This window comes from Bacillus thermozeamaize, from assembly GCA_002159075.1.
GTDB lineage: Bacteria > Bacillota > Bacilli > ZCTH02-B2 > ZCTH02-B2 > Bacillus_BB > Bacillus_BB thermozeamaize.
The window spans coordinates 55157-77764 of the sequence record LZRT01000070.1 but is presented as its reverse complement, the minus strand read 5'-3'; the positions used below and the strand labels follow the sequence as shown (position 1 = coordinate 77764).

Genomic DNA, 22608 nt, shown 5'->3' with positions numbered 1-22608 from the left:
TTCCTGCATTTTGCGTAAGTACTCGCGACGGCTTTGTAGAGACATTCTCACGTCACATCCCCTCAGTAAGATTTTGACGTGAGCGATCCACAATCCTTTCGGTAAGATTTTACCTGAGTGATCGCGGATGTTTGCGATGGGAGAGGGAGCAATGGTACAATAAACCTGCGGATGAGTTGCCTCGCGTCATGAGCCGAGGCATTTTTTCTGCTTGGAAAAGGGGACCTGGAATGTCGTTGCAAGCTTATCTGCGAAACGTTGCGATTATTGCCCATGTGGATCACGGAAAAACGACGCTCGTCGATCAAATGCTCAAACAGGCAGGAGTGTTCCGGGATCCGAGTCTCGTCGAGGAACGCGTGATGGATTCTGATGTGTTGGAACGGGAACGGGGAATTACCATTCTCGCGAAAACCACAGCCATCCCTTATGGGCAGTACACCATTCAGATTGTCGATACGCCTGGCCACGCTGATTTTGGTGGCGAAGTGGAGCGAATCATGAAGATGGTGGACGGGGTGCTGCTGGTTGTCGACGCTTTTGAAGGGTGTATGCCCCAAACCCGTTTTGTCCTGCGCCGGGCGCTGGAGGAAAAGAAGATCCCGATTGTCGTGATCAATAAGATGGATCGTCCGAATGCTCGGCCGGCTGAGGTGCTGGATGAAGTGCTGGATTTGTTCATCGATCTGGGAGCCGATGAAACCCAGCTGGATTTTCCCGTGGTATACGCCTCGGCGCTGAAAGGACAGGCCTCTACCTCACCCGAACAGATGGGCGAGGATCTGCGGGCGCTGTTTGATGCGATCATCACCCACATCCCTGCGCCGGAAGGGGACGGGGAAGCGCCCTTGCAGCTGCAGGTCAGCCTCCTGGATTACAATGATTACCTGGGCAGGCTGGTTATCGGGCGCATCGCCCGTGGACAGATCCGAATCGGCCAGCCGGTGGTCCTCCTCAGGCGGGACGGCAGCAAAGAACCGTTTCGGGTCACGAAACTGTACGGCTTCCGTGGCTTGGAACGGGTCGAAATCACGGCGGCCGGTGTCGGAGAGATGGTGGCGGTCGCCGGGTTGGATGACGTGGAGGTGGGTGAGACGATCACTGACGCCGAATGTCCCGAAGCGCTGCCGCTGCCGCGCGTGGAGGAGCCTACGCTGCAGATGGCCTTTCTCGTCAATGACAGTCCTTTTGCCGAAAGGGAGGGCAAGCACGTCACTTCACGCAAGCTGAAAGAGCGTCTGTTGGCTGAAACGAAGGTGGATGTGGCACTGCGTGTCGAAGAAACGGATCATCCGGACGTGTTTCTCGTCTCCGGACGCGGGGAGCTTCACTTGTCCATCCTGATCGAAAAGATGAGGCGGGAAGGGTATGAGCTGCAGGTTTCTAAGCCGGCTGTGATTTTCCGTGAAGAGGACGGCCAATTGCTGGAACCATTCGAGTCATTGTGGATTGAAGTGCCGGAAGAATACGCCGGAGCCGTCATTGAATCGCTGGGCGCACGAAAGGCGGAAATGCGCAACATGTCCCAACAGGATGGACTGGTCCGGATGGAGTTTCTCATCCCTTCCCGGGGACTGATTGGCTACCGGAGTCAGTTTTTGACCCTGACACGCGGATATGGCATCCTCCATCATTCCTTTGATTCCTATCGTCCAGCCGTGGAAGGGGAGGTGCGGGGGCGCCGGAATGGGGCCTTGATTGCCCACTCGACAGGGGTGGCTACCGTCTACGGGATTGAAAGTGCTGAACAACGGGGCGTGATGTTTATCACGCCAGGCACCGAAGTCTACGAAGGGATGATCGTGGGCGAACATGCCCGGGAGCAGGATCTGGTGGTCAACGTCTGCAAGGAGAAGCACGCCACCAACATCCGCTCTTCAACCAAAGAGGAGACGGTCAAGCTGAAGGCCCCCCGCCTGCTCAGCCTGGAAGAGGCGTTGCAATTTCTCAACGATGATGAGTACTGTGAAATCACGCCGGTTTCGATACGGTTGCGCAAAAAGCATCTTACCCGTTCGGCGCGTGAGAAAGCGGACAAGCTGCGCAGGAAAGGCTGAAGCGGGACGGGCAAGGTTGAACCGGTAAATGAGGAGGTAAGAACATTGAAACTGGGTTGCCATATCAGCGTGGCGCAAGGGTTTGCCCAGGCCGCAAGGAAGGCCGTGGCACTGGGGGCCGAATCTTTTCAAGTGTTTACAAAAAGCCCGCGTTCCCTCAAGTCGAAAAAGGTGGACGTGGCGGATGCCGAAAAAGGGGTGGCCTACTGCAAGGAACAGGGATTGTCCGTGATCACCCACACCCCATACATCACCAACTTGTCCACTCCGGACCCCGGCTTGCAAGAGGCGACGATCCGCTCGTTGCAGGAAGATCTCATCATATCCGGACATTATGGGGCCATTGGCGCTGTTGTTCATTGTGGAAAACATGTCGGCGAGGGGGAAGAGCTGGGCATCCAGCGGATGATCGATACGATTAACCGGATTTTGGACGGAACAGAATCTCCTGCGCTGTTGCTTCTGGAAAATACGGCTGGCCAGGGGTCGGAGCTGGGCAAGGAATTGGAGACCCTGGTGCGTGTCCGGGAGGCGGTGGAGCAGAAGGATCGCCTCGGTTTTTGTTTTGACACTTGCCATTCCTTTGCAGCCGGCTTGTGGCAGGGCGGTGAGCTGGAACAGTTTCTTCACCTGGCAAAGGAGACAGGGTATTTGCCCCATGTGAAAGCCGTTCACCTGAACGACAGCAAGGCGCCGTACGACAGCCGCAAGGATCGGCATGAAAAAATCGGCCAAGGGGAAATCGGGCTGGAGGCCATCCTGGACTTTCTCGAGTCGTTTCCGCTGAGCGGGATGCCCGTCGTATTGGAGACACCCGTTCAGCGGGAAGAGGAGTATGCGGATGAAATGGAAATGGTGCGCCGAAAGCTTGCCGAACGAAGCGCGAGCAGAGGGGCTGCCCGGTAAACAGCTGCTTTGCGATGATGGTTTCTCATGATGGGATGATCGCGGATGGGAGATGATCCATTTTGTTCGAAGCGTTGAAGGCGATATTGAACACGCCTGAAAAAGCCTATTTTGTCATCCTTGTCTTTTGTTTCATCTTGTACAAACTGGGCTTTCAGGAACGGAAACTTCCGCTTCTCAAGGCAGCGATTGTCTACCTGGTGTTGGCTCTCGGATGCATCCCGTTGACGACGCTTTACATGTTGGGGCTGCCGATCGCAGAGGTCCTCATTGGGGGGAGCTTGGCCTTTATTATCGTCCGTTGGGCAAGAGCAAAAAGAAATGCGGGCAGTGAGCGAAAGGATGAGCCTCGTGAACCTGGTGGATAATCTCTTCAACTGGCTTCAGATAAAGCTGGTCGCCGACCGGTGGCCCGAGGATCTGGCTGCAAGAGATACAGTTTCCTTTTTTGCCGACATGCTAAAAGAAGATCATGGAGTGGACGTCAGCCAGCTTTCATACGAGGTGGATGGTTCCTTTGTTCATGTGATCTTTGTCCAGGAGGGGAAGAAAAAACGGCAGATGTTTGAGCGTGAGGCTGCCGAAAAACTGCTCCGGGACATTGAACAGGAACCCCGATACGGGTTTTGACGTCGATCTGACCCGTTCAGCATCCTAGGGCGTCAGGCTGCCGCTCCGGTAGGCATCCACGATGTCCAGCAATTTGGCGATATACTCACCGATGAGCGGCAGGGAGATGAACTGACCGAGGAAATAGGCTGAAAAAGCCAGGAATAACGCTGTCCCCACAGTCAGTCCAACGCCTCGGGACAGACCCGCCAGGAAATTGATCCAGATCAATTGGAAAGGGTGTTTGTACAGCGAGAGCATGTCCCGCAGCTGGCTCTCTTCAAGGCGCGCGGCGATTTGCAACAGGCGCCGGTTGGCCGCGTAGATTTCGGCAAGGGTGGTTGTTGTTTCCGTTTGCCGGCCCGTTTGCGTGTCGCCGGTTGTCTTTTTATTCGGATGGTCCATCGGTTTGTTTCACCAAAGAAAGCCTAGGGTTGCCTAGGCTGTTTTTGTGAAAAGGGGTTGTTTGGGCGTTGTTCCGGGTTTTCTTCCGGTGCAGGACCCAGATCTTGCGGAAATTGCGGCATTAAACGCGCAACGAGATTGGATAATTCGTCAGCAAAGCCCTCCAGCGGTTTTCCGTTCTGGATTTCCCGGTTCATCTCGCGAATGCGCTCCACCACGTCAGGATCTGCGGTGACGAGGCAGTTGGCCCCTTGCGGGTCTTTTTTCAGCGCTTCGGCCACCGTATATTTGACGGTACCTACCCGCGAGCGGTCGAGGGTGTCGTCCAGATCAATTCCGACAATGGCTGTCTTGCCGAAGACAATCGCGGTCGCCTGGCGGACCTGAGGAACTTGTGTCGCAAGCTGTGCCAGGCGTTCGGCCGTGGCCTGCGGGTCCTGATTTTTTTGTTCGGTCGGAACCGGTTGTCTGACTGCTTCGGGACTTGCAGGCTGATGCCGCATGTTGCCCTGTTTTTGTGGCGCGGGGTTTTGATTGACGGGTTGGCATGCTGCCAGGAGAAGCAAACTGAGGATCAAGCTGCAGCTCATCATGAACACATGACGTTGTTTCATCTCTTTCACCTCTGCTTTTGAAATCACGTGCCAAGTCAGCCATCTTTCTGTCTTTCAATGATTATTCTTTCCCTCGGCATGTCACTTTATGTTGATGATTCTGGGAGGTGGCCCGGATGAATTCATTTCGCGATTGGCTGCGGCAACAGATTTGCGCGAGCGAAGAACGATGGCTCCCCTTTTCGGAATGGATGGAAGCGTCGCTGTATCATCCGCAGTGGGGGTATTACATGCGCCCGAAGAAAAAGATAGGCAAGTGCGGGGATTATTATACGAGCAGTTCCGTCGGGACAGTGTTCGGAGCGGTTTTGGCGGAAGGATTGTTTGGGCTGCTGGAGTCGTTATCGGCTGAGGAGTGGGTCATTTTGGAACTGGGCGGGGGAGATGGGCGTCTGGCCTGCCAGATTTTAAACGCTTTCCAGCGTTACCCATCCGTTTACCGGAAACTGACCTACTTCTTGCTGGAGAAAAGCCCCTTTCACCGCCAGCTGCAATTTCAACATCTCATTTCCCACAAGGAACGGATCGTTTACCTGGACAGCCTGGAGCAGCTCCAGGGGGTGACAGGCGTCATCCTTTCCAATGAGTTTTTTGATGCCTTGCCGGTGCACATTCTGGAGAGGCATGACGGGAAATGGGAAGAAGTCGGGGTGACCTGGAATGAAAACACGTTGTGCTTTGAGGAAGAGCGGAGGCCATGCCGTAACCAAAGGTTGCTGGAGTTGCTGGAGGAGCTGGCGATCGCTGCGGAGGAAGGGGGACGCGTCGAACTCTCGCTGGCGGCTGTGGAGTGGATCAACCAATTGGCCAGCGTTCTGGAGAAGGGATATCTGTTGACCGTGGATTACGGTTATCTCGCTGACGGTGCCGCATCCGCGGCCATGCCCAAGGGCACGCTCCGAGGTTATCGCATGCATCAGATCATGACCAATCCTTACTTGTATCCGGGGGAACAGGATCTGACGGCTGATGTGAATTTTTCGCTTTTGATTGAAATGGGGAAAAAGGCCTGCCTTGAACCTCTCCTGTTTGAATCACAGCGAAAGTTTTTGCTTCGGCTCGGCATTCTGGAGGAGCTTGTGGAGGGAGCAGACGATCCTTTCAGTGCCGAGGCGCGAAAGAATCGGGCGATCCGTCAATTGCTCCTCGATGAGACGGGCATGGGCGAGCGATTTTGCGTTCTTTTGCAAGGAAAAAACGTCTTCGTTCCTCGTGTCTTCCGAGGTTTGAGCCGCCAGGTATCTTTTAACATATAAGAGATGGAGGCAAATAGAGAAGGGAGCCCGCAAGGGGCTCCCTGTTTACTCGCTAAGCGGCATTTGAAAAAACATCCAATAGTTCAGACCCACGAATGCCAAAAACATATATGCGCCGAATATGTACATGTACGTTCTTTCCGTCAGCTTCATGTAGCTCAATACGAAAAAGAGGATGGTCTTAATCCCGAAGATGATCGACAAAGCGACCAGTTCTTCACCGCCTGCGAATGCCAGCATCGAGATAAGGCCACACAGAAAGCCAAGGACCCGGAACATTCTTGCCATGGTTGCTCCTCCTGTCACATTCGATGGTTGCATATTCTCGTCTTGCGCGTCGATACCATTATAAGCTACGTGGATAAGGTTGTAAACCATTATTCCCTGTGGGTTTGCCGTCTATTCCCCAACAAAAATGTTTCGAAAACAGATGGTGGGCGGTTGACATGGTATTTAAATAAGTAATATACTTTACTATAGAAAGTAAAGAGAAAGCGGTTGGGGGGAGACCTATGCGGAAAAAATGGCGATTTTACACTTACCCAAGTTGCACATCCTGCCGCAAAACGAAGGCATGGTTGACACATAAAGGCATTCCCTACGAAGAACATCACATTTTTAAAAATCCGCCTACGATAGAAGAGTTAACCGATATTGTCCGCATGACGCAAAATGGCGTCGATGATATCCTTGCCACGAGAAGCCAGAAATTCAAGGAAATGCAGGTTGACTACCGGGATTTGAAACTGAGCGAATTGCTGCACATGATTCAAAACGAGCCGCGTCTGTTGCGGCGTCCCATTTTGACCGATGGTGAGCATTTGGTCATCGGATACGACAAGGAGGCGCTGGAACGCTTTCTTGCCTGATGCGTGTTCCCGGATGATTCGATGGGCTCTGGATGAGAGCCCGTCTTTTTTTATGCCGAAAGTTTTGTCATGCTATCATCTGGCAAAAATAAAATACGGATTGGTGTTGGCCGCGTCTGTGTGAACATGGCAGCTGCTATTACATATAGAATAGATAGGATCGACATGTCGCTTTTAGAACCGTTCAGATTTGCGAAAGGTCGCGTTTGTCAAATGTGATAGGCGAAAAGGTGGGGGATAGGATGACAAGGAGACAGGATGGTTGGACGGCTGATGAAGATTTGTTGCTGGCAGAGATCACCCTTCGCCATATCCGGGAAGGGAGCACGCAATTGGCCGCGTTTGAAGAAGTGGCCCGGAGAATCGGGCGGACAGCCGCCGCATGTGGTTTTCGGTGGAACAGTTATCTGAGAAAAAAGTACCAGGTTGCCATTCAGTTGGCCAAGTCACAGCGAAAACGGGATTTGTCGGGGAATGGCCCGAAAAAAACCGTGCAGCCTGCAGAAGAAATCGGGTTGTCCGATGTCATCCGGTATTTGCAAGGATTGCATGAAAAGATGGTTTTCCATCAGAACTTGGAAAAGGAATATGAAGTGTTGAAAGAATGCTATGAAACGTTGAAGAAAGAGCACGAAACGCTAAAACGGGAGTATCAGCAATTGATGGAGGAGATGCGAGAACTGAAAGAGGCAACGGAAGATGTTCAGAAGCTGGGCGAGATCATGAAGCGGGCCCGGGAATTGAACCTTTTGGAAGAACCTTACAATGGAGCGGTTACGTTTGTGATGGAGAGCAACGGCAACCTGGAACGGATGAAAACCTAAGCTGGCAAAGTCTTGTCGGGAGACAAGGCTTTTTTTTCTGAGAAGAAATGACCTTTTTAGTTTTTAGAGCAAAGAAGTGGGGAATATTGGTAAACCGTGCAGGAACGTGTATGATAATGTCGAATGTAGAAAAAAAGGGAGAGATTTCTCTGTGGAGCTTGCTTTTATCGGGATGGGCAGTATCGGCATGTTGTATGCATCACGCTTTTTGTCAAGCGGAATGGTGAAGGGATTGGCCGTTACGCAACGCGGGGAACAGGCTCATGCCCTGCAGGAGCGGGGGTTGACCGTCATCGAGCGAGACGGACGGAAAACCACCACCTGCTGCACCGCGCAGACGATGGAAGAATGGGATGGAACGGCAGATTGGGGTCTGGTTTTTGTCAAGCAAACCCATCTCCCCTCGCTGATCCGGCATTTACAAAAAAAGCGGCATCAACCCTGTCGTTTTCTCTTGTTTCAAAACGGACTTAGGCATGCGGAAAAAATGGCTGCCGCTTTTCCCGGAATACCGGTGTACGTGGCTGTTACGACAGAGGGCGCAAAGCGTGAAGAGGACTGGTTGGTCCGTCATACCGGCACAGGAACGACATGGTTGGGAGATCCCTTCGCTCATCAAGGAAGCGGTGGCCATCCGATGGGCAGTCCAACCAGCAGCCTGCCGACGGATGCCGTGGGGCAGGAGCAGCTGAAACAGTTGGCTGTTTTATTGCAGGACAGCGGCATGCATGTGGAAACCACCGCTGACATACGCCTGCGGATGTGGGAAAAATGGGTGATCAATTGCGCGGTGAATCCCATCACCGGGATTTTGTCGGTTCAAAACGGGGCGATTCCCGCTTCGGCAGAGCTGCGCCAGCTGGTCAGCGCGGTTGTTCAGGAAGCGTTGGAGGTGGCGCGTGCGCATGGATTGGAACTGGACGCCAATTTGGTAGAGAAAGTATTGGACGTATGCGAGAAAACCTCCGGCAATACTTCTTCCATGCTGCAGGATTTAATGAAGAAAAAGCAGACGGAAATTGAAGCGTTGAACGGATTGCTCCTTGACCTGGCTGAAGAAAAGGGATTAGATGCTCCCGCCAATCGCGTGTTGTATTGGCTGCTGAAGGCTTTGGAAAATACCCATATCAGGCAATTTGACGATTAGGGGAAGGGGAGGCCGCCGGTGATGTGGGAAATGTTCCGCAAATTGTATGCGATATTGGCCGCCATGCCGCCAGTCGGCTATCTTTTTACATATGGGTTGATCTACATCGTGACGAAAAACCGCCCTCTTGCCCGTTTGAGGGCATTGGATGTGACAACGCTGTTTCTCCTCTCTGCGGTCTCTGTCCTGTGGTACAATGTAACCGGTGGTTCTGGTTGGGTTCTCGTCTTGAGCCTGTTCATCTTATTGGGGATTAGCCTTGCATTTGCGCAGTGGTGGATTCGTGGGCGGTTCCATTTCCGAAAGTGGCTTCGCGGCGTCTGGCGAATCGGTTTTTTGCTGCTCAGTGCGCTTTATGTGTTTTTGTTTGTGATAGGCATCTTTTTGCTGTTGTGACCGATCGGCGGTCAAATGTGAAAGGTACTGTTGTTCAACGAAAAGAGGTGCGCGCGATGGAAAGTGTGGTTCGGGACCGGAAACTGGCAAAAGAGGGGCAACTGAAAATCGATTGGGCTGCATCCCATATGCCGGTACTGGAGCGGCTGCGGGAACGATTTGAACGGGAGAAACCGTTTCGCGGCGTGAAAGTGGGGATCTGTCTTCATCTGGAAGCGAAAACCGCCTATCTGGCCAAAGTGATCCAGGCCGGCGGAGCGGAAGTGGCCATTTCGGGGAGCAACCCGCTATCCACTCAGGATGATGTGGCGGCGGCACTGGCAGAAGGGGGAATCACGGTATTTGCCACGTATCATCCGACGCCTGAAGAATTCCTGGAATACCAGGAAATGACGCTCCGATTCGGTCCGGAATTCCTGATTGATGATGGGGGGGATCTGGTTGGCCTGCTCCACGAGCGGCCAGATGATTTTCCCGCGACGGTCCGTGGCGGATGCGAAGAAACGACGACCGGCGTCCTCCGGTTAAAGGCGCTGGAGAAGGAAGGGCGGCTGCGTTTTCCGATGGTCGCTGTCAATGATGCCCTGTGCAAATCGCTCTTCGATAACCGTTACGGCACGGGACAGTCGGTATGGGACGGCATCAACCGCACCACGAATCTGGTGGTCGCCGGAAAAACGGTGGTGGTGGCCGGCTATGGCTGGTGCGGAAAAGGCGTGGCGATGCGCGCCAAGGGATTGGGAGCCAATGTCATTGTCACAGAAGTGGATCCCGTCAAGGCGATTGAGGCGCACATGGATGGATTCCATGTGATGCCGATGGAACAGGCGGTGAAACGGGCCGATTTTCTGGTCACCGTGACGGGCAATGCCAAGGTTGTGACCACGGAACATTTTCAGTCAATGAAAGACGGAGCCATCCTGGCCAATGCCGGCCATTTTGACGTGGAAGTGGATATCCGGGCGCTGGAAGCGCTGGCGATTCGCAAGCGGCGTGTCCGGCACCAGATTGACGAATATCAGATGGCGGATGGCCGCAAATTGTATTTGCTGGCGGAAGGGCGTTTGGTCAACCTTGCGGCGGGGGACGGGCACCCTGCTGAAATCATGGATATGTCCTTTGCGCTTCAGGCCTTGTCGCTGCTATGGCTGAAGGAAGGAAGAGGCACGGCAATCGATGTCACGGCTCCCAAAGTCCTGCCTGTTCCGAAGGAAATTGATCGGCAAGTGGCCTATTTAAAACTGGAGAGCCTGGGCATTCAGATCGATCGGTTGTCGGAAGAACAGCAAGCGTATTTGTCCAGTTGGCGTCAGGAACCATAACTGTAAAAAAGATCCTGCTCATCGAGGCAGGATTTTTTTTGTGCGTAGCGAATATGTAGAACCAAGTGGAGGAAAGTGGTGGATAGTGGGGCCTTGTGGTGGGAAAGTGGGTGAGCGGGTGTGTTGATGGGCGAGTATTATCACAGCATTGATGCGAAGGGCAGGTTGATTATTCCTGCGAAATTTCGCGAAGAGTTGGGCGAAACCTTTGTCATCACCCGCGGACTGGATCGCTGTCTGTTTGTTTTCCCACCCCATGAATGGCAGCAAATTGAAAGCAAGTTGAAAAGCCTCTCCTTCACAAGTGCAGATGTGCGCGCTTTCACGCGGTTTTTCTTTTCAGGCGCGATGGAATGCGAGCTCGACAAACAGGGGCGAGTGAACCTGCCGCCAACCCTGCGCGAGTATGCGCAGCTTGAAAAAGACTGCGCGATCATCGGTGTTTCCACGCGTGTGGAAATATGGAGCCAACCTGTTTGGGAAAGCTATTTTCAGCAATCAGCGGGCAGCTTCAGTGAGATTGCTGAAAAGCTGGAGCTTCATTTCTAGTCATGAAAAGGTGGTCGTGCAGGAATTGGAACATGTGTCAGTGTTGCTGCATGAAGCGGTAGACAGATTGGTGACATCTCCGGAAGGAATTTATGTCGATTGCACACTGGGTGCCGGAGGACACAGCGAAGCGATTGTGAAGCGCCTGCAGGGAACGGGCAGATTGATCGCGCTGGATCAGGATGAAGAAGCGATACGAATCGCCAGCCGGCGTTTATCCCCATATATGAACCGAATCAACCTGGTCAAGAGCAACTTCAGGGATCTCGGGTACGTGTTGGACAAGATGGGGATTGGCCAGGTGGACGGCTTTTTATTTGACTTGGGTCTTTCTTCCATGCAGGTGGACACCTCTGAGCGAGGCTTCAGCTATCATCACGATGAACGTCTGGATATGCGCATGGATCGCCGGCAGCAACTGACGGCCTTTGAAGTGGTAAACGATTGGCCTGAGTCACGGCTGCGGGAGATCATATCACGATATGGGGAGGAGCGTTTTGCGCGGCAAATCGCCCGGCGCATTGTCAGCCAGCGGGAGAAGGGACCGATTGAGACGACCGGCGAACTGGCCGAGCTGGTCAAGGAGGCGATCCCGGCAGCGGCCAGGCGAACGGGTCCGCATCCTGCTCGCCGTACCTTTCAGGCGATCCGGATTGCGGTCAATGACGAACTGAGGGCCTTTTCTGAGGCGTTGACACAAACGTTGGATCGGTTGCGGCCAGGCGGACGGATTGCTGTGATCACCTTCCATTCCCTGGAAGATCGCATTTGCAAACAGCAGTTTTCGGAATGGGCAAAAGGGTGTATCTGCCCTCCCTCTTTTCCCGTATGCAAGTGCGGGCGGCAACCGCGCGTACGCCTGGTTACCCGGAGGCCGGTTCAGCCGACGGAAGATGAAGTCCGTCACAACCCGCGAGCACGTTCCGCGAAATTGCGAGTGGCAGAAAAAATTTAAAAAATAAAGGGTGGAGACAGGGATGACGAGAGGGAATTTGGCCGTACGACCAGTGCCACGGAAAAAGGTTGTCAAACGGACCCGGGTCGTGCGGACGGGGCTTTCCATCGGCGAAAAGTTGTTTTATCTCGCTTGTTTGAGCCTTTGCATTGGTGTTGCCGCATATTTGATCACCCAATACACCGTTTTGGCGTCCGTCAATTATCAGGTGCAGGATTTGCGGAAACAGATCCAACAGGAAAAAGAACAGGTTCTCCAATTGCAAATGGAGCTGGCGAAAAACAGCACGCCCGAGAAAATTATCGGCAAGGCTGAACAAATGGGAATGTCTGTCGATGAAAAGCGTCTGATCATTTTATCCAAAGAGTGAAAGAGAGTGCAGACGAATGAATCGCATGCAACGGATCGGCCTGCGTACCCTTTTGCTGGGGCTGATATTCAGCCTGTTGTTCGCTGGGTTGCTGATCCGGATTTTTTGGCTTCAAGCCGTGGACGCCGCCTGGTTGCAGGAGAAGGCAACCCTCGTCTGGAACCGCAACGAAGTCATCCGGCCCGTGCGAGGGAAAATTTATGATCGCCATGGCGAAGCGCTTGCCTACGACGCGCCTGCTTATACGGTTGTTGCTACCTTGTCCAAGAAAGATCCGAATCACATTGAGGATCCCAAAGAGGTTGCCAAGGCCTTATCGCCGGTACTGGATACTTCCACGGATATCCTGTACAAGCAGCTGAACAAAGATGCGTATCAGGTGGAACTTCGCCAAGGCGGGTGGAAAGTGGACGCCGAGAAAGCAAAAGCGATTGAGGCGTTGGAATTAAAAGGGATCCATCTGATGGAGGAGACCAGGCGGTTTTATCCCAATAAAGAACTGGCTGCCCACCTTCTCGGCTATGTGGATTTGGAAGGAAAGGCGAAAATGGGCTTGGAGCTGTCGATGGATGAATGGCTTCGGGGCAAAGAAGGGAAAAACCGTTTTGTCAAGGATGCCCGGGGGATTCCTCTGCCGAATGGCGAACTGGAATACATACCGGCGGAGGATGGCGCGGATGTCTATTTGACCATCGATCGGACAATCCAGAGTTTTGTCGAGCAGGCGCTGGACCGCGCGCAAAGAGAGTATCGGCCGAAACGGATGGTCGCGATTGTGTCCGACCCGAACAGCGGGGAGATATTGGCCATGTCCGTTCGCCCCGGCTTCGATCCGAATCAGTACTGGAAGATCGAAAACTATAGCAACTATGCGGTCAGCTACCCCTTTGAGCCCGGTTCCACGTTTAAGATTATCACGCTGGCGGCAGCCATTGAGGAAGGTCTTTTCCGGCCAGGGGAAAAGTATCTGTCCGGCACTTACAGGGTGCCAGGCTCGAGGATTCCGGTTCGGGACCACAACGCTGGTCGCGGCTGGGGGACGATCACGTTTTTGGAGGGCGTGCAAAAATCCAGCAATGTGTTGTTTGCCAAGCTGGGGGTTGAACGGCTCGGCAAGGAACGGCTGATTCGTTACATTCAACAGTTTGGTTTTACAAAAAAGACCGGCATTGAATTGCCCGGCGAGGTGATCGGCCGAGTGCCGCCGATCTCGGAGCAAATTGCGCCTCGTGATGTGGCCGCCATTTCCTTTGGCCAGGCGGTTTCCGTTACGCCGATCCAGCAGGTTGCCGCTGTAGGGGCGGTTGCCAATGGCGGCAAGGTCCTGCCCATGACGATTGTCAAGCAGGTGAAAAAGAAGGATGGCACTGTTGTGTATGAGGGACCCAAGTCGGAAGGAAAACAGGTGATCAGCGAGGAAACCTCGCGTCAGGTCCGCGAAATTCTCGAGACGGTCGTTTCCGAGGGCAGCGGGCAGGCTGCTTACCTGGAAGGGTACCGGGTGGCAGGGAAAACGGGTACGGCGCAGAAATTCGACGAAAAAACGGGACGGCTGATCAAGGGCGAGTATATTGCCTCGTTTATCGGTTTTGCGCCTGCCGATCAACCGAAAGTGCTGGTTTATGTGGCGCTGGATGCGCCGCAGGAGGGACATTACGGGGGAACGGTGGCTGCGCCGGTCTTCCAGGACATTATGCGCAATACGTTGCATTATCTGCGCGTTCCGACGGAGTGATGCATCGTTCTAACCTTGTACACCGGCGAATACAGTAGTGTACAAGGGGGGAGTCCGATGCGAATCTCGCAATCCTTGATCAGCCGGCGCCTGTTCATCTGCCTCGTTGCGGCGTTGCTCCTGTTTTCCGTGTTAATCGGACGACTGGCTTATGTCCAATTGATTCGAGGGGAATGGTTGACGGAAAAGGCGCATCAGTTATGGAACCGGGAAATCCCCTTTGAGCCGATGCGGGGACGGATTTTGGATCGCAATGGGGAGGTGCTGGCCGATAACGTGAGCGCCCCCTCCGTGCTGGCGATTCCTGCACAAATCAAGGAACCGAAAAAGGTGGCGGCCGCCCTGGGAGAAGTGCTGGGAATGGAGGAAGAGCGTCTTTATCAGCTGCTGACGAAGCGGCAGTTGATGGTGCGAATCGTCCCGGAAGGCAGGCGCATCAGTCCGGAAAAGGCGCAGCAAGTGAGGGCGTTGAAACTTCCCGGCATCGTCATCGCCGAAGACAGCAAGCGATACTACCCGCATGGCACGTTCGCCTCCCATGTGTTGGGCTTCACTGGTGTCGACAATCAAGGCTTGGCGGGCCTGGAGTATGCATATGATGAGTTGTTGCGGGGAACAAAGGGGAGCATTTCGTTTTTAGCGGATGCCCGTGGACGTGAAATTCCCGATCAGGATGAGGGATACCATCCGCCAAAAGACGGGTACGATCTCATTCTCACGCTGGATCAGTCGATTCAATCCTTTATCGAACGGGAATTGGATCAAGCCATGCTGCAGTATGACGCCGATCATGCCCTGGCCATTGCCATGAATCCTAATACCGGTGAGATCCTGGGAATGGCCAGCCGGCCCCATTATCATCCTGGCGAGTTCCAGCGATACCCGCAAGAGGTGTACAACCGCGTGCTGCCCATCTGGATGGCGTATGAGCCAGGCTCCACATTCAAAATCATCACGCTGGCGGCCGCCCTTGAGGAGCACAAGTTGAATCTTGACGAATCCTTTTTCGATCCCGGCTATGCGGTTGTGGCTGGCGTGAGAATCCGGTGCTGGAAGGCGGGAGGACATGGCCATCAATCGTTTCTGGAAGTGGTGGAAAACTCTTGTAACCCCGGATTCATTGAAATCGGCCAGCGGCTCGGAAAAGATCTGCTTTTCAAATACATCCGTGATTTTGGTTTTGGCAGCAAGACAGGGATTGATTTAAACGGAGAAGCCTCAGGCATCCTCTTTCCGCTGGAACGCGTCGGTCCGGTCGAGCTGGCCACGACCTCTTTCGGCCAAGGGGTTTCCGTGACGCCTATCCAGCAAGTCAGCGCCGTCGCGGCTGCCATCAACGGAGGTCGGCTGATGAAACCCCATATCGCCAAACAAATCCAAGATCCGGAAACGGGCGAAGTCATTCAGCGTTTTGAACCAGAATTCATCCGGCAGGTGATCTCTCCGGAAACATCCGAAAAAGTGCGGATGGCACTGGAGAGTGTCGTCGCCAAAGGAACAGGGAGCAATGCCTTTATTGACGGCTACCGGGTAGGCGGGAAAACAGGGACGGCACAAAAGGTGGGAGCCGGGGGACAGTACTTGCAAAACAATCACATTGTCTCCTTTATGGGTTTTGCCCCGGCGGATGATCCGCAAATTGTCGTCTATGTCGCAGTAGACAATCCGAAGGGGATCCAGTTTGGGGGTGTGGTGGCGGCTCCGATCGTGCGAAACATCTTGGAAGACAGCCTGCATTACCTGCGCGTCCAGCCGCGGAAGGAGCAGATTCGGAAAGAACGGCGTCCAAATGAGCAGCCGTTGGTCGAGGTGCCTGATTTGATCGGGGCTAGTGTCCAGGAGTTGCAATTGAGTCAATTTGGCTTTCGTTTGGAGACCTACGGAGAAGGGGATACCGTCATCAATCAGGCGCCAAAGGCAGGGGTGAAAGTGGCTCCGTATGCGACGATACGGGTCTACTTGGGAGACGGAAAGAGAGATGACAAATGAGCGCCATCGGTCTACAATGGAGGAGGAACGGTTGCTTCCCACAATGCCGTTGGCTTGTGGGATTCTTTCTTGATGATTTTATATTTGGTATAAAGTGAATCTTTCTCGATATGTTGATTAGAAAGAGGGCCGGGAGGTTTATAATGAGGATAAGGGGGCATCGCTCATGCAGCTTTCAGATGTACAGGAACTGCTGGTGACAGCAGACATCCGTGGCCAGGCGACGACGACCTTTTCCGGAATCCAAGCCGATTCGCGGAAGGTGGTCCCGGGAGATTTGTTCATCTGCTTGCCCGGGTATACCGTGGATGGCCACGATTTTGCTGCTCAAGCCGTTGAGCGAGGTGCAGTGGCCCTGCTCGTAGAGCGGTTTCTGCCAATCGCCGTTCCCCAAGTCCGCGTCCGAGATGCCCGGCGTGCGATGGCCATCGTGGCCAGCCATTTTTTTGGCCTTCCGACGCAAGAGATGAAGTTGATCGGAGTGACGGGCACCAACGGAAAGACGACGATTACCTATCTTTTAGAGAAAATTTTTGCCGATGCCGGCTACAAAACCGGTCTTGTCGGCACGATCCGGCATAAGGTGGGTGAGCAGTGGCTTCCGTCTCGCAACACGACCCCGGATGTGCTGGAATTGCAGTCCATGTTCCGTCAAATGGCCGATTTGGGGACGGAGTATGTGATCATGGAGGTCTCATCGCATGCGCTGGAATTGGGGCGTGTTCGGGGAAGCCTTTTTCGTACGGCCGTATTTACCAATCTGACCCAGGATCATCTGGATTTTCATGAGAGCATGGAACAGTATTGGTTTGCCAAATCACTATTGTTTTCCGGCCTTGGAAACAGTTATGGGAAGATGCGCCAGTATGCTGTGCTGAATGCCGATGATCCGTCCGCTCTTCGGTTGGCCCGCGTGACGGCCCATCCGGTCATTACCTACGGCATCCACCATGAGTCCGATGTCCAAGCGGTGGGAATCGATTTGCGCCCCGAAGGGACGACCGTGGATGTAAATACCTACCGGGGAAGCGTTCGGCTGCACCTGAAGATGGTGGGGCTCTTTAATGTGTACAATGCCTTGGCCGCTCTTGCGGCAGCGATGCTGGAAGGATTGGAGCTCCATCAAATCCGGGACAGCCTTGAGCAGATGCCTGGCGTCCCGGGGCGTTTTGAACGGATTGAAGAGGGTCAGGATGTGCATGTGATCGTCGATTATGCCCATACGCCGGACAGCCTGGAGAACGTGCTGAAGGCGATTCGCGGCTTTGCCAAGGGGCGCGTGCTATGTGTCGTCGGATGTGGCGGCGATCGCGATCGCGGCAAACGCCCGCAAATGGCCCGTGTGGCGGTTGACTACAGCGATTTGGCCATTTTTACTTCAGATAATCCCCGCTCCGAAGATCCTGAGAACATCTTGGATGAGATGGAGGCCGGCGTGCAGGAAGAACCTCAGCGTTGGCTCCGGGTGGCGGATCGCCGGGAAGCGATTTTTGAAGCCATCCGGCGAGCCAGGCCTGGCGATACCGTCCTGATTGCAGGGAAGGGTCATGAAACATACCAGATCATCGGCCAGCAGATGCTGCCTTTTGATGATCGGGAAGTGGCCAGAGAGGCGCTTCGTGAGCGAAGCAAGTCGGGAGAGATGTTATGAAACGGCAGATACAGCATGTTCTCAAGATGGTGGACGGATCTTGGCTGGGAAGCAGTGAGGATTTGTCGAGGATGTGTAACGGCGTGGCGACAGACAGCCGTCAGGTTGTTCCGGGAAACTTGTTTGTCCCATTGCAGGGCGAACGCTTTGACGGCTGCCAATTTGTGCCGGAGGCTTTGGCCAAGGGAGCGGTTGCCTGCTTGTACCCCAAAGATCGGCCGCTTCCGCCGGAACTGACGCCGGGGACCGCCCTGCCGCTGATCTTGGTGGATGATCCCTTGACTGCGCTGCAACGGATGGCAGCATGTTACCGGCGGGAGCTGGCCGTCAAAGTGGTCGCCGTGACGGGAAGCAATGGCAAGACGACGACCAAAGACCTCGTTTCTGCCGTCCTTTCGCAAGGCTACAAAGTGCACAAGACAAAGGGAAACCTGAACAATCACATCGGGCTGCCGATGACGCTGTTGGAGTTGCAGGAAGAGACAGAAGTGGCCGTCGTGGAAATGGGAATGAACCATCCTGGGGAAATCGCCCTGCTTTCCCGTCTGGCCCGGCCCGACATCGGTATTATTACCAATATTGGCGATGCGCACCTGCAGTATCTCGGTTCACGCGAGGGGATTGCAGCGGCCAAAATGGAGATCATCGAGGGGATGGATGCGGCCGGCGTGTTGCTCGTCAATGGCGATGAACCGCTATTGGACAAGATTCCGTACCCTGGTTCCATCCTTCGTTTCGGTTTTCGCTCCGACAACGACCTTTACCCCCTGTTTATCGAACGGGAAGGCCTTCGGCAAACGCGCTTTACCACGAACCGTACGCGGAAGATGCTGACGGTACCGGTGATCGGGCGCCATATGATCATGAATGCATTGGCGGCGGTGCTCTGCGGTTTGCAATTGGGCCTTGCCGAAGAGGCCATCGCGCAGGGGCTGTCGTCCGCCGAACTGAGCGGGATGCGCATGGAGGTGCAGGAAGGGCCCAATGGCATGCATATCCTGATGGACGCCTACAACGCCAGTCCAACATCCATGCGGGCAGCGCTTGAACTGTTGCGGGAATTGGATGGTTGTTCCGCCAAGGTGGCTTTGCTCGGGGACATTCTGGAATTGGGTGAGCAGGAAGAGCGGCTTCACCGCCAACTGGCTGAGCATTTGTCGCCCGATTGGTTGGATGCCCTCGTGGTGTACGGCTCCCGTGCCCGCTGGATAGCTGATGAAGCGCTTCGGCTGGGGTTCCCTGGTTCGCGGGTTTTTCAATTTGCTGATCTAGGCGCGGCCGTTCAGGCGTTAAGGAAATGGGCGAAGCCGGGAACGCTGCTTTTGGTAAAGGCCTCACGCGGGATGCGCATGGAGAAGATCATCGACATGTTGCGAGGGGATACCTGATGGAAATTAGACCCTTAATTTTGACCGTCTTTGCGGCATTCATGCTGGCAGTTTTCCTTTCGCCCTTGATGATCCCGCTCCTGCGGCGGCTGAAATTTGGCCAATACATACGGGAAGACGGGCCAAAGGGGCATCAGAAAAAAGCAGGCACGCCGACCATGGGCGGGCTGATGATCATGCTGCCGGCGGTACTGGCCACGTTTCTCTTTGCCGATTTTACGCCCACACTCAGCCTGTTATTGTTATCCATGCTGGGTTACGGACTGATAGGTTTTTTGGACGATTTTATCAAGGTAGTGATGAAGCGTAATTTGGGCCTGACCGCAACGCAAAAACTTTTTTTGCAGTTGCTTCTGGCTTTATCCATGTATTTGCTGCTGCAAAGGATGGATCATCCGTTTACCGTTTCTGTCCCCGGCACGCAGTGGGAAATCAATCTGGGCTGGTCCTACTTTCTGCTGCTGGTCCTGATTAACCTTGCGACGACCAATGCGGTCAACCTGACCGATGGATTGGACGGGTTGCTGGCAGGTACGGCTGGCATCGCTTTTGCCACCTATGGGATCATTGCCTGGGTCTACATGAAGCCGGAGATCGCCTTGTTCAGTTGTGCGATGATGGGTGCGGTTTTGGGCTTCCTCGTGTTTAACGCCCATCCCGCCAAAGTCTTTATGGGGGATACAGGTTCGCTGGCCATTGGTGGCGCCTTGGCAGCCATTGCGATCATGACGAAGACGGAGTTGCTGTTGATCGTCATCGGCGGGGTGTTTGTGATTGAGGCCTTATCCGTCATCATCCAGGTGATTTCATACAAGACGCGCAAAAAGCGGGTGTTCAAGATGAGCCCGATCCATCACCACTTTGAATTATCCGGATGGTCGGAGTGGCGGGTGGTGGTCACTTTCTGGTTGATCAGTTTTGTCTTTGCAGGAGTTGGCCTTTATCTGGGAGTGTTGGTATAGATGCGGCGTTATGGTCGAAGCTGGTTTCGCGGCAAAAGGGTGGTTGTCATTGGACTGGCCAAAAGCGGACTGGCCGCCGCCTGCCTGCTTTGGGAACTGGGCGCACAAGTGACGGTGAATGACCGGCAAGAGGCCTGGCAAATTCCGCCGGAAGCCAAGCGGAAGTTGGAAGAGCGGGGAATCGTTTGTCGGTGGGGCGGCCATCCTGACGATTTGATCGATCCGGGCGTCGATTTGGTGGTCAAAAATCCGGGCATCCCGTACCGGATTCTTCCAATCCAGCAGGCGATAAAGTATCAGATTCCTGTCATCACCGAAGTAGAGCTGGGATGGCAGTGGACGGTTTCGCCGATGATCGGCATCACCGGTTCGAACGGGAAAACCACAACCACTTCGTTGATTGGCGAGATGTTTCGTCAAGCGGAACGAAAGGCTCATGTTGTGGGAAATATCGGGATGGTGATGTCCGAAGTTGCGTTTCATTCCCGGCCAGACGAGACGCTGGTGGTGGAACTGAGCAGTTTCCAATTGCTGGGGACGCTGGATTTTCGGCCTGATGTCGCTGTTTTGACCAATATTTATCCCGCTCACTTGGATTATCACGGGACGCTGGAAGAATACACGCGTGCCAAGTTGAAGTTGTTTGCCAATCAAAGGGCGGATGATGTGGCTGTATTGAACGCCGATCAGGAGGTCAGTGTTCGTCTGGCGCCGGAAATTGGCGCCCAAATTTGGTGGTTCAGCATCCGATCTGCGGTCTCACCCGGCGTGTATTTGGAAGACGGGGAGGTTTATTGGCAGCCGCCCGACGGACAACGCAGGCGCCTGTTTTCCCGGAGTGACGTGGCGCTGAAAGGGGATCATAACCTCGAAAATCTGCTGGCCGCCTCTTGTGCCGCTGTGGCTTACGGGCTGCCGGTTGAGGCTGTTCGACGCGTCGCAAGCACCTTTACAGGCGTTGAACACCGGTTGGAATTTGTCCGGAAGGTGAACGGTGTCGCCTATTACAACGATTCAAAGGCGACCAATACCACCGCGGCCATCACCGCTTTGCGTTCTTTCAAGGAAGGGATTACCTGGATTGCAGGCGGATTGGATCGCGGCCATTCCTTTGATGAGATGATCCCGATTGTGCAAAAACATGTCAAAAGGGTCATCGCTTATGGAGAAACCTCGGAGCGGATCATTGAGATGTGCCGGCGGGCAGGTGTCAGTCTTTGTTCAACGGTTGGCAGTGTTGAGGAAGCGGTCGATTTGGCAGCCGTGATCACCCCTCCGGGCGACGTGGTGCTGCTTTCACCGGCATGCGCAAGTTGGGATATGTACCGTTCCTTTGAAGAACGCGGGAATATCTTCAAACAAGCCGTGCATAAGCTCTAGTAGTTTCCCAGGCGGGACATGTCTGTGAAAGCGGGGTGGGGATCATGGCAGGCCGCAAAAAAGCACCTGATTTTTTGTTAATGGCCAGCGTATTGGGCCTTCTGGCTATCGGCGTGATCATGGTGTACAGTTCCAGCGCCATCTTGTCGGAATACCAGTTTGGCGACTCTTTTTATTACGTCAAGCGACAATTATTGTTTGCGATTTTAGGGGTCGCGGCCATGTATACGATGATGAACATCGATTACTGGGTCTGGAAGCGCTGGGCCGGCTGGCTTTTGTTGATTTGTTTCTTGCTGCTTCTTGTGGTTTTGGTTCCTGGGGTTGGCCTGGTTCGCGGAGGAGCGCGAAGCTGGCTGGGGGTGGGAGCCTTTAGCATTCAGCCGGCGGAGTTTGTCAAGCTGGGCCTGATCCTGTTCCTGGCCAAGATGTTGTCGGATAGACCGGAATGGATTCCCAGTTTTTTTCGCGGCATGGTTCCCGCATTGCTCTTGTCGGGATTGGCTTTTGCTTTGGTGATGATGCAGCCCGATCTGGGCACGGGGACGGTCTTGATGGGGACAACCGTGGTGATCCTGTTTGCTGCCGGAAGCCGGCTCGCGCATCTTGGCGGACTGGCGGTTTTGGGCGTTGCTGCCTTTATCGCCTTAATTGCTGCGGCGCCATATCGCATGCAACGGATCATCGCCTTTCTGGACCCGTGGCAGGATCCGCTCGGTTCAGGCTATCAGCTGCTTCAATCGCTTTATGCGATTGGCCCAGGCGGACTGATGGGACTGGGTCTGGGGAAGAGCATTCAAAAATTTGGCTATCTGCCAGAGCCGCAAACCGATTTCATTTTCTCCATCCTGGCCGAAGAACTCGGTTTTATTGGCGGAGCGCTGGTTCTCCTGTTGTTTGCCGTTTTAGCCTGGCGGGGGATTCGCGTGGCGATGTATGCGCCCGATTTTTTCGGGAGCTTGGTGGCGATTGGGATCATTTCGATGATCATGATTCAGGTGGTGATCAACATCGGCGTCGTGACCGGTCTTTTTCCTGTGACCGGAATTACACTGCCATTCTTGAGTTACGGCGGTTCTTCCTTGACGATTGTGTTGACGGCGGTCGGACTTCTCTTGAATATTTCCCGGCATGCGCAGCCTTTTCCAATCCGCAAGTAATGGCTTTTTTAACGCGGCTGTTCAGAGAAAAATCGCTTGCCGGGTGGAAGGGTAAAGGTGTGAT

At 54.1% G+C, this 22608-nt stretch carries 23 protein-coding genes; 20 read left to right on the top strand and 3 right to left on the bottom strand.

Annotated elements, in window-relative coordinates; all coding sequences use genetic code 11:
* Positions 1-230: 230 nt before the first annotated feature.
* The 4 genes from BAA01_13315 to BAA01_13300 all read left to right on the top strand — a co-directional run bounded on the left by BAA01_13315 (position 231) and on the right by BAA01_13300 (position 3593).
* On the top strand, positions 231-2057 hold the full coding sequence (locus BAA01_13315; protein ID OUM87777.1) for a GTP-binding protein TypA: 1827 nt from the start codon (positions 231-233) through the stop codon (positions 2055-2057).
* A gap of 45 nt (positions 2058-2102) precedes the next feature.
* The gene (locus tag BAA01_13310) at positions 2103-2963 is read left to right on the top strand and encodes an endonuclease IV (protein ID OUM87776.1); all 861 of its coding nucleotides are present in this window, start codon (positions 2103-2105) and stop codon (positions 2961-2963) included.
* A 62-nt stretch (positions 2964-3025) separates the two neighbouring features.
* On the top strand, positions 3026-3331 hold the full coding sequence (locus tag BAA01_13305) for a hypothetical protein (protein OUM87775.1): 306 nt from the start codon (positions 3026-3028) through the stop codon (positions 3329-3331).
* The gene (locus BAA01_13300) at positions 3315-3593 is read left to right on the top strand and encodes a hypothetical protein (protein OUM87774.1); all 279 of its coding nucleotides are present in this window, start codon (positions 3315-3317) and stop codon (positions 3591-3593) included. Before BAA01_13305 ends, BAA01_13300 begins: the two co-directional genes overlap by 17 nt.
* 24 nt (positions 3594-3617) lie before the next feature.
* Here the strand turns inward: BAA01_13300 and BAA01_13295 are convergent, their stop codons facing one another.
* Together BAA01_13295 and BAA01_13290 are read right to left on the bottom strand one after the other, a co-directional pair.
* Positions 3618-3899, bottom strand: coding sequence for a hypothetical protein (locus BAA01_13295; GenBank protein ID OUM87789.1), 282 nt, complete (start codon positions 3897-3899; stop codon positions 3618-3620).
* 101 nt (positions 3900-4000) lie between these two features.
* Positions 4001-4570 (bottom strand): hypothetical protein, encoded by a 570-nt coding sequence (locus tag BAA01_13290; GenBank protein OUM87788.1) that lies wholly within the window; start codon positions 4568-4570, stop codon positions 4001-4003.
* Between the two features lie 137 nt (positions 4571-4707).
* Between BAA01_13290 and BAA01_13285 the strand changes: the two genes are divergently transcribed.
* On the top strand, positions 4708-5847 hold the full coding sequence (locus BAA01_13285; GenBank protein ID OUM87773.1) for a hypothetical protein: 1140 nt from the start codon (positions 4708-4710) through the stop codon (positions 5845-5847).
* Between the two features lie 45 nt (positions 5848-5892).
* On the opposite strand, the gene BAA01_13280 is transcribed toward BAA01_13285, so the two are convergent.
* A complete protein-coding gene (locus tag BAA01_13280) occupies positions 5893-6135 on the bottom strand; it encodes a hypothetical protein (protein ID OUM87772.1) in 243 nt (80 codons plus the stop codon).
* A 224-nt stretch (positions 6136-6359) separates the two neighbouring features.
* Between BAA01_13280 and BAA01_13275 the strand changes: the two genes are divergently transcribed.
* The 15 genes from BAA01_13275 to BAA01_13205 all read left to right on the top strand — a co-directional run bounded on the left by BAA01_13275 (position 6360) and on the right by BAA01_13205 (position 22544).
* Positions 6360-6716 carry a hypothetical protein gene (locus BAA01_13275; GenBank protein ID OUM87771.1) on the top strand — a complete coding sequence of 119 codons (357 nt, stop codon included), beginning with the start codon at positions 6360-6362 and terminating at the stop codon, positions 6714-6716.
* Between the two features lie 242 nt (positions 6717-6958).
* Positions 6959-7540, top strand: a complete 582-nt coding sequence (locus BAA01_13270; GenBank protein OUM87770.1) for a hypothetical protein — start codon at positions 6959-6961, stop codon at positions 7538-7540.
* Between the two features lie 151 nt (positions 7541-7691).
* Positions 7692-8687: a hypothetical protein gene (locus BAA01_13265; protein OUM87769.1), complete on the top strand. Its 996-nt coding sequence runs from the start codon at positions 7692-7694 to the stop codon at positions 8685-8687.
* Positions 8688-8708: 21 nt separating this feature from the next.
* Entirely contained in the window at positions 8709-9083 is a 375-nt protein-coding gene (locus BAA01_13260) for a hypothetical protein (protein OUM87768.1), read from the top strand.
* 56 nt (positions 9084-9139) lie between these two features.
* Positions 9140-10405 (top strand): adenosylhomocysteinase, encoded by a 1266-nt coding sequence (locus BAA01_13255; protein ID OUM87767.1) that lies wholly within the window; start codon positions 9140-9142, stop codon positions 10403-10405.
* A 120-nt stretch (positions 10406-10525) separates the two neighbouring features.
* Positions 10526-10954: a cell division/cell wall cluster transcriptional repressor MraZ gene (locus BAA01_13250; protein OUM87766.1), complete on the top strand. Its 429-nt coding sequence runs from the start codon at positions 10526-10528 to the stop codon at positions 10952-10954.
* 25 nt (positions 10955-10979) lie between these two features.
* Positions 10980-11909: a 16S rRNA (cytosine(1402)-N(4))-methyltransferase gene (locus tag BAA01_13245; protein ID OUM87787.1), complete on the top strand. Its 930-nt coding sequence runs from the start codon at positions 10980-10982 to the stop codon at positions 11907-11909.
* Positions 11910-11931: 22 nt separating this feature from the next.
* A complete protein-coding gene (locus tag BAA01_13240) occupies positions 11932-12279 on the top strand; it encodes a hypothetical protein (GenBank protein OUM87765.1) in 348 nt (115 codons plus the stop codon).
* A 16-nt stretch (positions 12280-12295) separates the two neighbouring features.
* On the top strand, positions 12296-14014 hold the full coding sequence (locus tag BAA01_13235) for a hypothetical protein (protein OUM87764.1): 1719 nt from the start codon (positions 12296-12298) through the stop codon (positions 14012-14014).
* 57 nt (positions 14015-14071) lie between these two features.
* The gene (locus BAA01_13230) at positions 14072-16003 is read left to right on the top strand and encodes a stage V sporulation protein D (GenBank protein ID OUM87763.1); all 1932 of its coding nucleotides are present in this window, start codon (positions 14072-14074) and stop codon (positions 16001-16003) included.
* A gap of 166 nt (positions 16004-16169) precedes the next feature.
* Positions 16170-17654, top strand: a complete 1485-nt coding sequence (locus BAA01_13225) for a UDP-N-acetylmuramoyl-L-alanyl-D-glutamate--2,6-diaminopimelate ligase (GenBank protein ID OUM87762.1) — start codon at positions 16170-16172, stop codon at positions 17652-17654.
* Positions 17651-19042 (top strand): hypothetical protein, encoded by a 1392-nt coding sequence (locus tag BAA01_13220; protein OUM87761.1) that lies wholly within the window; start codon positions 17651-17653, stop codon positions 19040-19042. The genes BAA01_13225 and BAA01_13220 overlap by 4 nt, the downstream gene beginning before the upstream one ends.
* Positions 19042-20004, top strand: a complete 963-nt coding sequence (locus BAA01_13215) for a phospho-N-acetylmuramoyl-pentapeptide-transferase (GenBank protein OUM87760.1) — start codon at positions 19042-19044, stop codon at positions 20002-20004. The genes BAA01_13220 and BAA01_13215 overlap by 1 nt, the downstream gene beginning before the upstream one ends.
* On the top strand, positions 20005-21384 hold the full coding sequence (locus BAA01_13210) for a UDP-N-acetylmuramoylalanine--D-glutamate ligase (protein OUM87759.1): 1380 nt from the start codon (positions 20005-20007) through the stop codon (positions 21382-21384).
* A gap of 44 nt (positions 21385-21428) precedes the next feature.
* Positions 21429-22544: a stage V sporulation protein E gene (locus BAA01_13205; protein OUM87758.1), complete on the top strand. Its 1116-nt coding sequence runs from the start codon at positions 21429-21431 to the stop codon at positions 22542-22544.
* Positions 22545-22608 lie beyond the last annotated feature (64 nt).

Bases quoted from the DNA above. Each gene is read 5' to 3' on its own strand.
- BAA01_13315 (OUM87777.1), top strand. From the start codon at position 231: ATGTCGTTGCAAGCTTATCTGCGAAACGTTGCGATTATTGCCCATGTG.
- BAA01_13290 (OUM87788.1), bottom strand. From the start codon at position 4,570: ATGATGAGCTGCAGCTTGATCCTCAGTTTGCTTCTCCTGGCAGCATGC.
- BAA01_13285 (OUM87773.1), top strand. From the start codon at position 4,708: ATGAATTCATTTCGCGATTGGCTGCGGCAACAGATTTGCGCGAGCGAA.
- BAA01_13280 (OUM87772.1), bottom strand. From the start codon at position 6,135: ATGGCAAGAATGTTCCGGGTCCTTGGCTTTCTGTGTGGCCTTATCTCG.
- BAA01_13275 (OUM87771.1), top strand. From the start codon at position 6,360: ATGCGGAAAAAATGGCGATTTTACACTTACCCAAGTTGCACATCCTGC.
- BAA01_13270 (OUM87770.1), top strand. From the start codon at position 6,959: ATGACAAGGAGACAGGATGGTTGGACGGCTGATGAAGATTTGTTGCTG.
- BAA01_13260 (OUM87768.1), top strand. From the start codon at position 8,709: ATGTGGGAAATGTTCCGCAAATTGTATGCGATATTGGCCGCCATGCCG.
- BAA01_13255 (OUM87767.1), top strand. From the start codon at position 9,140: ATGGAAAGTGTGGTTCGGGACCGGAAACTGGCAAAAGAGGGGCAACTG.
- BAA01_13240 (OUM87765.1), top strand. From the start codon at position 11,932: ATGACGAGAGGGAATTTGGCCGTACGACCAGTGCCACGGAAAAAGGTT.
- BAA01_13235 (OUM87764.1), top strand. From the start codon at position 12,296: ATGAATCGCATGCAACGGATCGGCCTGCGTACCCTTTTGCTGGGGCTG.
- BAA01_13230 (OUM87763.1), top strand. From the start codon at position 14,072: ATGCGAATCTCGCAATCCTTGATCAGCCGGCGCCTGTTCATCTGCCTC.
- BAA01_13225 (OUM87762.1), top strand. From the start codon at position 16,170: ATGCAGCTTTCAGATGTACAGGAACTGCTGGTGACAGCAGACATCCGT.
- BAA01_13220 (OUM87761.1), top strand. From the start codon at position 17,651: ATGAAACGGCAGATACAGCATGTTCTCAAGATGGTGGACGGATCTTGG.
- BAA01_13215 (OUM87760.1), top strand. From the start codon at position 19,042: ATGGAAATTAGACCCTTAATTTTGACCGTCTTTGCGGCATTCATGCTG.
- BAA01_13210 (OUM87759.1), top strand. From the start codon at position 20,005: ATGCGGCGTTATGGTCGAAGCTGGTTTCGCGGCAAAAGGGTGGTTGTC.
- BAA01_13205 (OUM87758.1), top strand. From the start codon at position 21,429: ATGGCAGGCCGCAAAAAAGCACCTGATTTTTTGTTAATGGCCAGCGTA.